11 protein-coding genes and 1 pseudogene are annotated in these 14,332 nt (G+C 64.5%); 5 read left to right on the top strand and 7 right to left on the bottom strand.

All coding sequences use genetic code 11. The features are described 5' to 3' along the window. Positions 1–173 precede the first annotated feature (173 nt). Positions 174–596: a DoxX family protein gene (locus ACV22Z_RS29735; RefSeq protein ID WP_448079821.1), complete on the bottom strand. Its 423-nt coding sequence runs from the start codon at positions 594–596 to the stop codon at positions 174–176. 47 nt (positions 597–643) lie between these two features. Next, the gene (locus tag ACV22Z_RS29730) at positions 644–1,342 is read right to left on the bottom strand and encodes a pirin family protein (RefSeq protein WP_448079830.1); all 699 of its coding nucleotides are present in this window, start codon (positions 1,340–1,342) and stop codon (positions 644–646) included. Positions 1,343–1,522: 180 nt separating this feature from the next. Here ACV22Z_RS29730 and ACV22Z_RS29725 point away from each other — a divergent pair, with 180 nt between their 5' ends. The 3 genes and pseudogenes from ACV22Z_RS29725 to ACV22Z_RS29715 all read left to right on the top strand — a co-directional run. Further along, complete coding sequence (locus ACV22Z_RS29725) at positions 1,523–2,437, top strand: LysR substrate-binding domain-containing protein (protein ID WP_448079820.1); 915 nt, start codon at positions 1,523–1,525, stop codon at positions 2,435–2,437. A gap of 270 nt (positions 2,438–2,707) precedes the next feature. Further along, positions 2,708–2,977, top strand: a complete 270-nt coding sequence (locus ACV22Z_RS29720; protein ID WP_448079819.1) for a DUF4148 domain-containing protein — start codon at positions 2,708–2,710, stop codon at positions 2,975–2,977. A gap of 16 nt (positions 2,978–2,993) precedes the next feature. Continuing rightward, positions 2,994–3,144, top strand: a pseudogene (locus tag ACV22Z_RS29715) (GlxA family transcriptional regulator); the annotation flags it as partial. A gap of 13 nt (positions 3,145–3,157) precedes the next feature. Here ACV22Z_RS29715 and ACV22Z_RS29710 read toward each other — a convergent pair. From ACV22Z_RS29710 to ACV22Z_RS29695, 4 genes are all read right to left on the bottom strand, one after another. Beyond that, positions 3,158–3,523, bottom strand: a complete 366-nt coding sequence (locus ACV22Z_RS29710) for a 5-carboxymethyl-2-hydroxymuconate Delta-isomerase (RefSeq protein ID WP_448079818.1) — start codon at positions 3,521–3,523, stop codon at positions 3,158–3,160. Between the two features lie 341 nt (positions 3,524–3,864). After that, positions 3,865–4,908, bottom strand: a complete 1,044-nt coding sequence (locus ACV22Z_RS29705) for a helix-turn-helix domain-containing protein (RefSeq protein ID WP_448079817.1) — start codon at positions 4,906–4,908, stop codon at positions 3,865–3,867. Positions 4,909–5,246: 338 nt separating this feature from the next. Next, positions 5,247–9,344, bottom strand: coding sequence for a YadA family autotransporter adhesin (locus tag ACV22Z_RS29700; RefSeq protein ID WP_448079829.1), 4,098 nt, complete (start codon positions 9,342–9,344; stop codon positions 5,247–5,249). A gap of 1,168 nt (positions 9,345–10,512) precedes the next feature. Continuing rightward, positions 10,513–11,043, bottom strand: a complete 531-nt coding sequence (locus ACV22Z_RS29695) for a GNAT family N-acetyltransferase (protein WP_448079816.1) — start codon at positions 11,041–11,043, stop codon at positions 10,513–10,515. Positions 11,044–11,303: 260 nt separating this feature from the next. On the opposite strand from ACV22Z_RS29695, the gene ACV22Z_RS29690 reads away from it, so the two are divergent. Both ACV22Z_RS29690 and ACV22Z_RS29685 read left to right on the top strand, forming a co-directional pair. Further along, a complete protein-coding gene (locus ACV22Z_RS29690) occupies positions 11,304–11,573 on the top strand; it encodes a hypothetical protein (RefSeq protein ID WP_448079815.1) in 270 nt (89 codons plus the stop codon). 164 nt (positions 11,574–11,737) lie between these two features. Next, positions 11,738–12,733: a DedA family protein/thiosulfate sulfurtransferase GlpE gene (locus tag ACV22Z_RS29685; RefSeq protein ID WP_448079814.1), complete on the top strand. Its 996-nt coding sequence runs from the start codon at positions 11,738–11,740 to the stop codon at positions 12,731–12,733. Between the two features lie 114 nt (positions 12,734–12,847). Here the strand turns inward: ACV22Z_RS29685 and ACV22Z_RS29680 are convergent, their stop codons facing one another. Beyond that, positions 12,848–14,326, bottom strand: coding sequence for an OprD family porin (locus ACV22Z_RS29680; RefSeq protein ID WP_448079813.1), 1,479 nt, complete (start codon positions 14,324–14,326; stop codon positions 12,848–12,850). Positions 14,327–14,332 lie beyond the last annotated feature (6 nt).

The following is a 14,332-nucleotide window of genomic DNA, read 5'->3' as shown; positions in this document are numbered from 1 at the left end:
GTTCCTCGGTTTGACGAAAGATCGGGGTCGGCGCCGGCCAGGCCGCCATTCGCCCGGCCGATTCGTTCACGCGTCGACGGCGCGAACGGCGGCCGGCGCTCAACCGAACAGCTTGTTTGCCGTCTTCGCGATCAATTCGCGCTGATAGCGTGCGCCGGCGAGTTCGATGACGCTCAGCTCGCGCTCGGCGTCGCAGCGCGCAACGCGACCCGGCCCGAACGCGCATCCAGACTGAAGGCGCCTGCGCCGAAGTAGGCGATCTGCAGAAGGCCGCCTGCCATCATTACGTTCTTCAGGAAGTGAATCATCTGGTTCTGGTCGGCGAAGTCGTGATGGAAGAACACGGCCGTGACCACACAGAACCCCGCCATCACCGACGCCACGCCCCGTGCGCGGTAGCCCGACATCAGCAGCAGGCCGCCGCCCGCCTCGATCAGCACCGACACGACGAACGCGAGCGGCGGCACCGGCAAGCCCACGGCCGAGATATGGGCAACCGTCGCGCCGTATGCACCCAGCTTGCTCAGTCCGCTCATGACGAACGGCGCGCCGATCAGAATGCGACCCAACAACGGAAGAAACCTGTAGCGATGCATGACAATCTCCTGAATGAAACAACTCGGGTGGACAAGAGAACATGCATTCAGCCGGCGTCCACCATCACCAGCTCGGAATCTTCAAAAGCGACGATCTCGGCCCCCGCCACGTCCGTGATCGCGACACCGTCCCGCGGCCCCATGCGTTCACCGTTCACTTCGATGCTTCCCGAAGCCACGACGAGGTAGGCGCGGCGCGCGGGCCCGAGCGTCTGGCGAATGCGCTCGCCCGCCTTCGGCGCGGCACACAGCAGCCGCGCATCGGCGCGGATCGGCAGCGCTTGCGCGTCGTCGGCGAAGCCGCTGGCGAGCACGACGAAGCCCCCGGATCGCTCGCCTTCCGGAAAAGGCTTCGTTTCCCACCTCGGTGCTTCGCCGCTCGTACGCGGCAGCAGCCAGATCTGGTAGACCTTGAGCGGCGTGTCGCCCACATTGAACTCGGCGTGACGGATGCCCGTGCCGGCGCTCATGACCTGCACTTCGCCCGCGCGGATCGTGCCTTCGGATCCCAGCGTGTCCCGATGTCCGAGCACGCCCTGGCGCACGTACGTGACGATCTCCATGTCGCGGTGCCCGTGCATCGGGAAGCCGCTGCCGACCGCAATCTCGTCGTCGTTCCAGACGATCAGCGGGCCCAGCGCGCCGTGCTCGGGATTGCCGTCGGCACTGACCACGAAGTGGTATTTGGCACGCAGCCAGCCGATGTCCGCTTCGTCCAGTGATTCCCAACGCCGATGAGTCAGCATGTGCGCATCCTTTTGGTGCTGCCCGCGAAGCGGGCCGTTGCCAGGCCGGCGCCCGATCGGGATCGGCCAGCAGCCACGCGTTGACAACATGCTAGATTCGCAACAATCGACTGCATAGATCCGCAATCACAAAGTAACATTGCCGTTGGCAGAACGATTGCGTTCGACGGAACCACGCAGATGAACCCGATCACCGATCTCAACGACCTTCGTCTCTTCGCGGAAGTGGTCGAGCATGGAAGCTTCACGGCAGCCGCGCGGAGCCTCGGCGTGCAGACGTCGAAGCTCAGCCGGCGCATTCGCGCGCTGGAAGAGGAGCTTGGGGTCCGCCTGCTCAACCGCACGAGCCGAAGCCTGTCGCTGACGGAAACCGGGCGGCGGTTCCACGAACATTGCGTCGCGGTCGTCGCGGAATCGAAGGCCGCCAAGGACATCGTCGACCAGACGCGGTCCCAGCCGCAGGGCACCGTGCGAATCAGTTGCCCCGTCGCTTTGCTGAGCTCCGGCGTGTCCGCGATCATTTCGCGATACCTCGCGGCCAATCCTCAGGTCCATGTGGTGGTCGACGCGACCAACCGCCGCGTGGATGTGGTCGAGGAAGGCCTGGACTTTGCGATCCGGGTCAGGCTTCCGCCGCTGGAAAGCACCGATCTCGCGGTCCGGAACCTCGGCTTGTCGGTCCAGGTTCTGGTCGCAAGCCCGGAATTGGCGGCGCGCCATCCGGCCCCCACGTCGATCGAATCCCTGAAGGCATGGCCCACGCTGTCGATGGCCAGCGACAGCGGGAAGTTCGTCTGGCACCTGATCGACGCCGGCGAGCCGGTCACGCCCTGGGTGCATCAGCCGCGCCTGGCGACGGACGACCTGGCCAGCCTCCGGGATGCGGCGCTACGCGGGATCGGCGTGGCGAAGCTGCCCCGGGAACTGGTGGCCGACGACATTCAGGCAGGCCGGCTGCTGCACCTGCTGCCCGGTGTGTCGGCAACGCCAGGGCTCGTGCACGCGATCTTCCCGTCACGCCGGGGCATGGTTCCCGCCGTCCGTCACCTGCTCGATGCGCTCGCCGCGGGCTTCGAAGCGCTGAACGGCGCGTAGCGACACGCGGCCGATCCGGGCGTCGTCAGCCCGCCCATGTGTGCGGCTTCTGCATGCGCACCGGGATTTCGCGAACAGGTTCCGGCCGCGGTCACGATCCGATTCCGATGCGCTCCCGACGGTGTGCCCGACGCACGCTGCCCCGCTCATTGTTATACGCGGCAGAACACTGAGTTGGACGCCGCAGCATTTATGGCGCTTCGCCCCCAGCCTACACTGCTTCGCACGACCGGCACAAAGTCGCGTCATCCGAAACGTGGAGTAACGATCATGAAGCCCCTGGTCCGCGCGATTGCCGTAGCCCTGACTGTCTCTGCTCCCCTCGCTGCCCAGGCGCAATCGGCTCAGCCGTTGACGCGCGCGCAGGTCCATGACGAAGTGGTCGCACTCAAGAAGGCGGGCTTCCAGCCGAGCGACTGGTTCTATCCCGCGAGCATTCTCGCGGCCGAAGCGAAGGTGGCCCAACAGAAAGACGCATCGCAAGGCGACGGATCCGGCTATGGCGGCGCACGCGGCGCCACGTCGGAATCGGGGCAGTAACCCCGCATTTTCCTGGGTCGATCCCGACAGCATCTTCATTCGCGAAGGGTCGCTGCGGACTTCCGCCGGCGTGACGCGCCGGCATCGATCTCGCGCTTGCGCTCGTCGACGAGGATTTCGGCACCGCCGTGTCGCTCGACGTCGCACGCGACCTGGTGGTCTACCTGTCGTCCGGCGCCGTCAGCGCGGTGCGATACTCGCCTTCGCGTAGGATTCGCGCTCGATGTCGAGCATTTCCGCACAAAGCTGCAAATGGGTTCCCGAACGCGCCTTGCAGTGCGCATTCAGTACGGCCAGCACCTGCTCGGCCAGATCGCGCTTGACGTCGACGGAGCGGCCGCTCAGCAGCGCCAGCTTCGCGTGCACGAACGCGCGCGGCGCCGACGACGTGCCGACGACGAATTCGTCGAAACGAAGCGCGCGGCTCTTGATGTCGAGTTCGTCGAAATGGCCGGAAACCACGAGCGCTTCGTTGAGCGCGGTCAGCGTCGCCGTTGCATCGAACCCGTCGAGGTTGCCGGAATATTCAAGCGTCAGATGTGGCATGGTGTCGGAAGCGTAGTCAAAGTCGGAGGGATGCCGATCCGATTGCGCCGGACCGGCTCGATGAACAGCGCGAATGGTAACGCCCGCTGCGAGTCGGCGCACGCCGCGTTGATTCGAGCATTTCGGTGTCGATTATCGAAATGAGAAAATTCGATGGATTTGATGAGACGAATCGAAGCATTTCTCCATTCATTTCCATTCGAAAGAATGTGAAAATCGATATACGGGCACACCCCGTGTCCGGTATTTTCTGTGCCATTCTTAAGCCACCCTTGGTGGCTTCTTTTTTGGCCGATCGCTGAACGATCCACCGGCCGTCGCGCACGCCGTACCCGTGATCGTCAGCCGCAAGTGTCCGGCGACGGCGCCAGCGGCACCGCATGGCGCGCAAAGTGGCCATGCAGGCGCGACAGGTCGTGCGCGGCCGTCGCGCGCTTCCCGTGTCCCGTCCTGATCTCGCGCGCCGTCACCCCGAAGCGCTGACGCATCGCGTGCACGAACCGGTCGCTGCTCGGAAAGCCGTGGCGCAGCGCGATCTCCTTGATCGACAGCCCTTTCGACCGGGGATCGACGAGCGTCCGATACGCAAGGTCGAGACGTCGCTCGCGGATGAAACGGGCGACACCGCCGTCCGCCTCGAATACGCGGTACAGATGCGCGCGCGAGATGCGGAAGTGCGCGATCAGCGAGTCGGGGCCGAGATCGCGATCCGTCAGATGATGGGCAATGTACTGCACGATCCGCCTGCGCAGCGCGGCGCCCTGCGTCACGACATGCTTGCCGGCCGCGTGCGGCGCGTCCAGCAGCCCGGCGGCGAGCAGCGTGACCATCGCGTCCTGCACTGCGATGGCTTGCGTCGGCGACACCTGCGCTGCCACCCGGTGCAGGCCCACGAGAAAGTCGGCAAGCAGGGGCGTGATCCCGTTGTTCGCTTTAAGCACCGCGCCGTGCAGGTTCCGTCCGCCGGCCGCTCGCTCGGGCTCGTCGCGCGGCACGACGACCGCGACGGTTGCGCCCGCGTCCACCCGGCTGCTCATCGGCTGGCCGAGATCGATGACGTAGATGTCGCCCGCGTCCGCCCGTGCATCGACGCCGTTGAAATTGCCGGCGTGCACACCCGATTGCACGAGCTGAACGACGTATTGATCGAGACCGCTGTGCTCGATCGTCCGGCCATCGCGCCGGTATTGCTGCGCATTGAAAGACGCACGCCACAGCAGCATGTCGCCGAGCATCCGCGACACGAGCGTGCCGGCCAAGCGCGCGTCACTGTGCTCCGCGACCGGCGTCGTCTCGGCGATGAGCCGGGTGACCTCGCGCCAGTATGCGTCCCGCAACGCGGGCTCGATCCGCTCGGTCGAAAGAAAGATTTCCCCGGAAGCCATGGTCTCCTCGCATTGATCCTTGCGAATGTCGTTGTGGTGGATCGCGACGGACGATATGGCACGCTCGTCGGGCAGAGATCCACGGTCGGGCGCAGCAAGTGCGGCACCGCGTGCCGTTGCCGGCGGATGAGACGGGACCGGCGGCTCCCGCGACCGCGGTGCGGAGGATTGCAGCGGTTGTCGATGTGCAGGACCCGCGACCTGCCGCGGAATCGTGCTGCCGCCCCGGAGTTGAACGGCCTTCATGCAACGTGTGCGGATGCTGCGCGCCCAGGAGGACACGCAGCATCCGCGCGCCACGCACTCAGTGAAAGTGCGTCGTCACCAGCCGGCCGGCATCAGAACTGATAGCCTGCGCCGACGACCGCGCCGAAGTCCGAACGGCTGTTGCCCGTGACGGACGCCTTGACGACCCACTTGTCGTTTTGCGTCACGTACGAGTAACCCGCCGCGAAGCCTTGCTGACCGTGGTAGTTCGACGTGGCTGCCGACACCATCGAGCGCCCCGGTGCAGTCGGTTGCGGAAGACCGGCAACCGCCATCGCCGACGCGACGCCACCGAACATGTCCTTCTTCACGGTGTTCAGGTCGTTGTACATCTGACCGACGCGCTGATCGGTGTAGCCGCGCGATGCTGCCGACGCGGCCGCGACGTTGTCGTTCAACTGCTGCACGTTCACCGCATCGGTCGGCGCCGTACCTGCCGCGACGTTCGTGACCTGACGTTCGCTGCCCTTCGCGCCGACCGAGAACGAATTGTCACGATCCGCGACCGAGCCTTGACCGACCGCCACCGCATTCTTGCCGGTTGCGGTTGCCGTCGTCCCGAACGACCCTGCGTCCGCACGTGCGATCCAGGTCGTATTCGCATCGGTCGCCGCCGCCTTGATGTTCTGGTTGGTCCTGACGTCCTTGAGCGCGTTGTCGAGCTGACCGACGTTCACTGCGTCGTTGTTGTTGACGCCCGCCGCGACGCCCGTCAGCACGCGATCCGCGCCCGAGTTACCGGCGAAGTTGACCGACGTGCCGCCGGTTCCTGCACCGACCGTGATCTGGCCGTTCGGGTCCTGCTGCTGAACCAGGCCGGCCTTGCCGTTCGTCACGTTGGTCACGTTCTCCTGCAGGTTCGTGATGTCGGTCGTGTTCTTCGCGACCTGTTGATTGGTCGCGTAGAGTTGCGAGCCGTTCACCGCGTCCGTGCTGGTCGCGTTGAGCGTACCGGCCTGCACGTTCGTGATCTTCGTGCCACCCGCACCGCCGCCGAGCGTGATGATGCTCTTCGAGCTGTCGTCGTACGTGACAGCCATCGCACCGATCTGGTTGATGCTCGACTGCACGCTCTTCAACTGCTTCACGTTCACCGCATCGGTATCGTCCACGCCGGCCGCGACGTTCTTCAGCACGACAGGCGACGCAGCGTTGCCGCCGACGAGCGAGACGGAATTCAGCCGGTTGCCGCTTGCGTCCACGTCGTATTTCACGACGTTTTTCACGGCCTCTCCGGTCTGGCTCGACACGTTCGTGATCTGCTGTTCGAGGTCGGTTTTTACGCCGAACAGCTGGCCGCCGTTCACCGCGTCCTTGCTGCCAGCCGCGATGCTGCCGTCCGCCACGTTGGTGATGGTCGTCGCCACGCCGCCGCGTGCCGCGTTGTAGGCGCCAATGGCCGGATCGAATTGCAGCGCGTCTTTCTGCAGCCCCCAAATCGCCGTCGTGTTGTTGGTGATGTTCGTTTCCGCGTTGCCGATGCGCGTTTCGTGGTTTTCGATCGTCGTCGTGTTGCCCGCCACGCGGCCGTCGAGATTGCCGAGCGCGTCACCGACGTTGTGGTACGTGTCGCCGTCAACGTTGTACGTCGGTGCATTGATCGAGCCGTTCGAGTTCGCCGATGCACCTCCGCCGAGCGCAGCCGCGACGCCGTCGGTTGCATACCGCAGTTGCGAGCCGTTCACCGCGTCGGTGCTGCCGGCGTACACGCCGCCTTCCGCGACGTTCGTCACGCGCACCGGAATGCCGCCGTTGCCGGCGCCGAGCGACACCTGACGCTTGCTCGCGTCGTCGTACTTCACCGCGAGCGAATCGAGTGCGCCGACACCGGTCTGCACCGCCGCGTTCAGCTGATCGACGTTGACCGCGTCGGTGCCTTTCTCACCTTGCGCGACATTGCCGATCCGCTGCGGTGCACCGCTGCCGTGGCTCGCGTCATACGTGCCGAGCGTCGCATTCCATTGCAGCGCGTCCTGCTTGAGCGTCGAAATGGAGGTGGTGTTCGTCGTCACGCGCTGATCGATCGACGTGATCGTGTCGCCTTGGGTGGTGATCTGCTGTTGCAGATTGCCGGTTGACTTGGTCAGCTGGCCGACGTTGACGGCGTCGTTGTTCGCGACGCCATCCGCGACATTCGACAGCTTCACCGGGCCCGCTGCACCGCCCGCGAGCGTCACCGAATTCTGGCGATTGCCGTTCGCGTCCGTGTCGTACACGACTGCGTTCTTCGTCGCACCCCCGATCTGTGTGTTGATCTGATCCTGCACGTTCTTCAGCTGTGCGCCGTTGATCGCGTCCGTGCTCGTCGCCGAAACGTCGCCGGCCGCGACATTCGTGATCTTCTGTGCCGAACCGCTGCCGTGCGACGCATCATATGCGCCGGCCGATGCAGACCATTGCAGCGCATCCTGCTTCAGCGCGTCGATGTTCGTCGTATTCTGCGTGACCTGGCCACCGATCTGCGTGATCGATTCGCCCTGCGTCGCAACGGTCTGGTTGGTTGCGTACAGTTGCGAGCCGTTCACCGCATCCGTGCTCGTCGCCGACAGCTCCGCCGCCTTCACGTTCGTCACCTTCGTGCCGCTCGGGCCTGCGAGCGTCACGGTCTCGAACCCTTCCGCGCCGTCGTATTTCACGTTGCGCTTGTCCGCCGCCTGCAGATTCGATACGTCCGTCTGCGTGCCCGCCAGGCTCGTGCTCAGGTTCGTCACGTTCTGGTTCGTCGTGCCCAGCGACGTGCTCAGGTTCGTCACATCACCTTGCAGGTTAGTGATGTTCGTCACGGCCGACGACAGCGACGTCTGGATCGGCGAGATCGCACCGTTCAGCTGGCCGACGTTGACGGCGTCGTTGTTCGCGACGCCATCCGCGACATTCGACAGCTTCACCGGCGCATGGTCCGCTCCGCCGAGCGTGACGCTCGTGTGATCGTCCGTGTCGTACTGCACGGCGTTCTTCGTGGCTGCGCCAATCTGGTTGTTGATCGTCGTGCTGAGCGTGCTGATCTGCGTATTGATGTTGTTCGTCACGCTCGTGCTGAGCGACGACAGCCCGCCGTTCAGTTGGCCGACGTTCACCGCGTCCGTGTCAGCCACACCCGCCTTGACGTTCCCGATCGTCGTGCCGCCGTTGCCGTCGAGCGAAATCGCGGTGTGCGTGCCGTCCGTGTATTTCACGTTCAGCTGGTCGGCCGCTTGCAGGTTCGTGATGTTGGTCGCGGCCGTCGACAGCGAATTATTGATGTTCGTGATCTGCCCGCCGACCGTCGTGCTCAGGTTCGTCACGCGGGAATCGACGTTGCTGATGCTCGTCGTCAGGCCGTCGTTGACCGACTTCAACTGCGAAATGTTGACGGCATCCGTCGCGTCCACACCCGCCGCGACGTTCTTCAGTTGACGCTCCTTGCCGATCGCCCCGAACGAAACGGCGCCGCCGACCGGCGCGGCCGTGCCGCCGAACACCGGGGTGCTCGTGTTGTTCGCCGCGCCGACGCTGCCCGAACCGATCGCGATCTGGTTGTCGCCGTTCGTTTGAGCGCCTGCGCCGATCGCGACGGATTGCGTGCCGCCCGCGCGCGTCTGCGTGACTGCGTCGTACGATGCGCCGTTCGACACGCCGTCGCTCGTCGTCGGATTCGCACCGCCGATCGCGACGGAGCGATCGCCCTGCGCGAGTGCCGAATGACCGAGCGCGATCGAGCTCTTCCCGTGCGCGTCGGCGACGTTGCCGAGCGCCATCGAATAGTCGCCGACCGCGGCCGACTGACGCCCGATCGCGAGTGCCGTGTTACCTTGCGCGAGTGCGACCGTACCGATTGCCGTTGCCGAATTTGCGAGCGCCTGCGCACCTACGCCGATCGCGGTCGCACCACCGCCGCCGCTGCTGGTGTCCTTGCTGTTCGCGTTGGCCCGATCGCCGATCGCGATACCACCGCTGCCGGCTTGCGCGTTATTGCCGGCGACATATTTCGCCGTGCTCACCGCGACATACTGGCCGCTCTTCGTTGCAACGCAAAGCGGGTTCGTGCCGTCGATGCACTGCCCATTGAGCGCGTTGTCCGGATTGCCGCGGTCGACGAAATTGCTCTGCGCATGAACGCCCGCTGCACCCATGATGCCGATGCCAGCGAACATCGCCGTCACGAGCATCGAAATCTGCTTCTTCTCCATACAGTGCTTCCCCTTTTTCACGTTGCGTTGCATTGATCTACAATCAGTACTGCGAATTTTTGTGAACTCTTGAAAATCACGGCAACGCTTGCTGATCGATTGGCACCGGAAAATTCGCCCGAATTCAGGGCGCAACGGGGCATCCGCGTCGATGCGGACGATCGCTCACTCTCGGTTTGATTGCCGTGTTATCGGTACCGCTCGCGCGGCCTTACGGATTCACGTTCGAGGGTGTCGCCAGGCGAATGACGGATCGCTGGCGACGCCGGTGGCACACGTGGCTATTTCCCCGGACTATTGGGACGCTTGAGGTTGTTCGCACGCTGGATTGATTCGAGATCCGGCGCGACTGCAGTTGCGTCGACGACCTGCGCCATCCCGATGACTTTCGGTCGAGCGCCGAATACGGACAGGATTTTCCGCGGCATTTTGATGCTTTCCCTTAGCAAATTGGTCTCTGTTCTCGCGTGCGCGGCCTGCGGGCTTTCTGGTGTTCGAAAGCGTCCCGCTTGATTAAAGCCGGCCCTGCTTTATCGGCGATTCGATCCCGGAATAATATCGGCCCCGGATCGTCGCCATCATTCGATGCGACTGACAGCTGTCAATCATTTCCGGAATCCGTACTACTCCTGGATTAACCCGAAATCGATTCACCCTTCGCTTTCAAATTGCAAGGCGATTATATCCATCAATTTTGAGATGGGAAATTCAAAAACCGTAAAACAACCGCCAATTATTTGTCAAACAAGGTCAATTTTTAAATAACTTATATTATTTTTTTGAAAAACCTTTTATTAAACAAATAATCACAAGGAGACGCAATCTGCGTCCATTCGTCTTGTCTCATTTGATGCTTCGAAATGTCTCATTTCGCGATTCTGGCGCGATCATGATTTGGCGGATCCGACCAAGTCGCGAGCGATGGCGTTCCGCGTCAGGACACTGTGCGCCGCATGCAATCGGTTCGATTCCGTTTGGTTCGCAATCTGATTTCGATCGTCGGGTCCTGCCGGCGACGCGCGCAATGGCGACTGGAACATTCGTCGCGCGGCTGCGTTCGAATGCACCTGTTTCTGCAAGCGCACGGGTATGCCGGTACACAGCACGCGTTGTGCTGCGTCGTCATTCGAGACCGCCGACGGAGACGGTCGCCTCTTGAAGCAGGGTGTTACCGGGCGACACCCTCGCTGGCGACGCCCGCGGCCGCGCGCCTGAGTCGCGCCATGTGGGACGCAGCGACGTACTCGCCGTCGCGCAGTGCGAAATCGGGCGACTCGCCCTCGATCCGGAAGCCGTGCTTCTCGTACAGCGAGATCGCCGCGCGGTTGTCTGAAAACACGGTAAGCTCGATCCGCGTGATGCCGAGCCAGTTCTCCGCCAGATCGATCGCCGCGGCGAGCAGCCGGTTGCCGATGCCGCGCCCGTGATGCGATGCCTTTACCATCATGCCGAACCCCGCGACGTGGCGCCGCCGCGGGTTCCGTTCCGGGTCGAGCCCGAGATGGCCGACTACCTCGCCGTCGATCTCCGCGACGAGGCTGAATCCCCGTTCCCGCACGCCTTCGATGCGTTGCGCCCATTTTTCGAACGACGGGAACGGCTGCTGCAACGTGTTCGTATAAACCGCGGGGTGCGCGGCGATCTGGCGGATCGCGTCGATATCTTTCGTCTCGCTGTGTCGAATCGTGATGTCGGCCATGATGGTCTCGGGTAGAGGCCGCACGCGCTCGTCCGCGATCGGACGTTGCTTGCCGTGCCGGTGAATACCCTGAGCTTAGCGGATTTCACCTATTCGTCATATGATCGCCATTCGTCCGAAGGGTCGCTGGTACCCCCCTCTTTTCGCACCGCACGAAAATGCTCCGTGTTCGGCGCGTGTTCGCGTTAAACTCCGACAAGCTGTTTTCGCAAAAACGGTATTTCCGCCATGACGGCGCCAACGATACGAGGATAGGTTCGATGCGCACTACCGGCTCATCCGGGGCAATGACCCTGCTCACCGAACATGACCCGACCGACGGTCGCGAACTGCGCTCGTTGCGGCTCGAGGCAACCCGCGACGGCAAGAGCGTGCTGCTGATCGAGATCGACGAACGCAAGCCCGGCATTCATCGCGAGGTCCGCTACGAAATCACGCCTGCCGAGCTGATCGCGGCGATCCGTTCGCACGGCGCCGAGCTGCCCGGCGAGAACCACGGCGCCGCGTCGCTCGCACGCAACTCCTCGTGACCCCCACGACCGGTGAGCCGCGCCCGATTCGCGGGCTCACCGAATCAATCGTTTCACGCATCCGCTCCCGTTTTACGCCCCCTTTCCCTCCGCTGTCTTGAAAATGGCCGATAATCGGCCCATCTACGTACTTTCCGTGCGCCTCCCTCTTTTCGGCAGCCGCCATGCTCCGTGACCTCGTCGCCCAATACGGGCCGCTACTCGTGTTCGCCAACGTGCTCGCCGCGGCGATCGGCCTGCCCGTTCCGGCGATGCCGACGCTCGTGCTGTTCGGCGCGATGGCCGCGCTGAATCCGGGGATGATCGGTTCGCAGCTCGTGACGGTGGTGGCGCTGTCGGTGCTCGGCGCGCTGATCGGCGACACCGTGTGGTACATCGCCGGACGCCGCTACGGCGGCACGACGCTGAAGACGATCTGCCGGCTGTCGCTGTCGCGCGACAGCTGCGTGAAGAAAACCGAGCGCTTCTTCGGCCGCTACGGCGTGCGCGTGCTCGCGGTCGCGCGGTTCATCCCGGGGCTGTCGCTCGTGTCCGTGCCGATGGCCGGCGCGCTCGGCACGCGCTACCGCACGTTCGCCGGCTACGACGCGCTCGGCGCGGCACTGTGGACGATCGTCGGGCTGGCCGCCGGGCTCGTGTTCTACCGGCAGATCGACTGGCTGTTCGCCGGCGCGAGCCGGCTCGGCCGCGCGGTGCTGCTGGTGATCGTCGCGCTGCTGGCCATCTACGCGGCCGTGCGCTGGATGCGTCGCCGCGCGCTGATCCGCCAGCTCGCGAACGCACGGATCGGCGTCGACGAGCTCGAAGCGCTGCTGCGCGACCCGACCGCGCCCGTCGTCCTCGACGTGCGCTCCGCCGAACACCGCAAGCTCGATCCGTTCGCGATTCCCGGCGCGCAGTTCGCCGACGAGCGCCAGATCGGCGACATCGTCTCGCGCTACCCGCTCACGCAGAAGTTCGTCGTCTACTGCTCGTGCCCGAACGAGGTGTCGGCCGCACTGATGGCCAAGCGCCTGCTCGATGCGGGCTTCACCGACGCACTCGCGCTGCGCGGCGGCCTCGATGCATGGCGCGACACCGGCCGCGAACTGACGTCGCTCGCAGACGACGCGCGTGCCGCGAACGATGATTCCGTCTCCGGCCTGCACAAGCCGGCTTAGGGTCTTCCTGTATGTAAACGCAAACAGCGGGCCCGCATCCCTGCGTTGCCCGCTGTGCGACACGCGCGCCGCCGTCGCGGCGCGCGTTCCCTTCCGTTTCCTGCCGCGCGCCGATCAGAACGCCTTGATCGGCACGTTCACGACGAGACGATATTCGCGGTTCGTCGCATCCGAGGAGTGCGCGGAGCCGTTGTGCCACATCGCGATGAACGTAACCTTCGTATCCTTCAGCTTGCCGCTCTGGAACGTGTACGACGGGATGAAGCCGAACTCGTGGTGACGGCCCTGCACCGGCGCGCCATTGCTCCAGTAGATGCTCGACTTCGACGGATCGGCCGCCGCGCCCGCGCTCGCGTCCGCGCCCCAGCCCGTCACGCCCCACAGCATCGCCTTGAAGCCCGGCAGGCCCGCTTCCTTGCCGTAGAACGTATAGCGCAGCTGCAGCGACTTTTCGTGCGGCGCGTTGTAGTCGACGTCCATCGAGTTGACGAGGAAGATGCCGTTCGTCTCGGTCAGGTAGTCGAAGAACTGGTCGCCGAGGATCTGCTGGTAGCCGAGCAGCAGTTCATGCGGGCCGTGCTGCGCGGACACCGCCAGGCTGTACGCGTTGTTGTCGATCTTGCCCTGGCGCGCGTCACCCGTGTCGTGCGTCGAATAGACGTTCGCGAAACCCGTCCACTTGACCGACTTCGTGTCGCCGATGCTCTGCTTCACCGACGCGTAGTACTGGTGCCACACGTCGTCCGCCTGGTTCGCGTACAGCGCGAGCTCGCCGTTCGGCGAATAGTCCCACGTGCCGCCGACGTAGGTCAGGCGGTCGATGCGCGTGCCGCCATACTGCGACGTCAGGTTGGTCAGGTTCGTGTGGCCGCGCGCGTCGGTCTTCGTGAAGCTGCCCGCCTCGAGCATCACGTTCTTGAACTCGTTGCTGACGATCGTCGCGCCGAGGAACGTCGGCGGCAGCGCACGGTTGTCGTGCTGCTCCATGAACGGGTTGTCGACGGCCTGCAGACCGTACTTGACCACCGTGTTCGAGATGCGCGCCTTCACGTCGTAGATGCCCGGGTACGCCCACGCGAGCTGATCGCCGCCGCCGCCGCCCTTCGCGATGTGCACCATGCTGCCCGCGCCCTTGCCGCCGTCGAGCTTCAGCGCCGCATATAGCGATGCGTCGAAGCCGATGCCGATCAGGCCGGTCGTATAGCCCGACTCGAAGTTCGCCATCGCGCCCTGCACCCACGCGTGGCGATGCGGCCCGCCCTTGCTGTCGAGCACGTCCGCGTAGTTGCGGAACAGGAAGTTCAGGTGGCTGTCGGCAATGAAGCCCTTCGACTGCGATTGCGCCGACGGTTCGTCGGGCGGCGTGACAGCCTGGTTGGCTTCCGCGTTGATGATTGCGTTCGGCGTCGATGCCTGTGCAACCGTCGTGCCCGCGGCGGGCGCCGGGGCCGCCTGCGCGACCACCAGCGGCGCCGATGCCGGCACCGCGTCATCGGCGCGAGCCGCGCCCGTCAGCGACACGCCGGCCAGGGCCGGCAGTCCCCACGCGAGCAGCATCTTCGCTGCCGTCGCGATTGTCTTCTCTTTTGTCATCGTGAA

The sequence above is a fragment of the Burkholderia sp. PU8-34 genome, assembly GCF_053427725.1.
Note: the sequence above shows the minus strand (reverse complement) of the source record. Positions and strands in the feature narration are given on the sequence as shown.

What these genes read in the sequence shown, in the direction of transcription:
- ACV22Z_RS29735 (WP_448079821.1), bottom strand. Translation starts at nt 596, where the DNA reads ATGCATCGCTACAGGTTTCTTCCGTTGTTGGGTCGCATTCTGATCGGC.
- ACV22Z_RS29730 (WP_448079830.1), bottom strand. Translation starts at nt 1,342, where the DNA reads ATGCTGACTCATCGGCGTTGGGAATCACTGGACGAAGCGGACATCGGC.
- ACV22Z_RS29725 (WP_448079820.1), top strand. Translation starts at nt 1,523, where the DNA reads ATGAACCCGATCACCGATCTCAACGACCTTCGTCTCTTCGCGGAAGTG.
- ACV22Z_RS29720 (WP_448079819.1), top strand. Translation starts at nt 2,708, where the DNA reads ATGAAGCCCCTGGTCCGCGCGATTGCCGTAGCCCTGACTGTCTCTGCT.
- ACV22Z_RS29710 (WP_448079818.1), bottom strand. Translation starts at nt 3,523, where the DNA reads ATGCCACATCTGACGCTTGAATATTCCGGCAACCTCGACGGGTTCGAT.
- ACV22Z_RS29705 (WP_448079817.1), bottom strand. Translation starts at nt 4,908, where the DNA reads ATGGCTTCCGGGGAAATCTTTCTTTCGACCGAGCGGATCGAGCCCGCG.
- ACV22Z_RS29700 (WP_448079829.1), bottom strand. Translation starts at nt 9,344, where the DNA reads ATGGAGAAGAAGCAGATTTCGATGCTCGTGACGGCGATGTTCGCTGGC.
- ACV22Z_RS29695 (WP_448079816.1), bottom strand. Translation starts at nt 11,043, where the DNA reads ATGGCCGACATCACGATTCGACACAGCGAGACGAAAGATATCGACGCG.
- ACV22Z_RS29690 (WP_448079815.1), top strand. Translation starts at nt 11,304, where the DNA reads ATGCGCACTACCGGCTCATCCGGGGCAATGACCCTGCTCACCGAACAT.
- ACV22Z_RS29685 (WP_448079814.1), top strand. Translation starts at nt 11,738, where the DNA reads ATGCTCCGTGACCTCGTCGCCCAATACGGGCCGCTACTCGTGTTCGCC.
- ACV22Z_RS29680 (WP_448079813.1), bottom strand. Translation starts at nt 14,326, where the DNA reads ATGACAAAAGAGAAGACAATCGCGACGGCAGCGAAGATGCTGCTCGCG.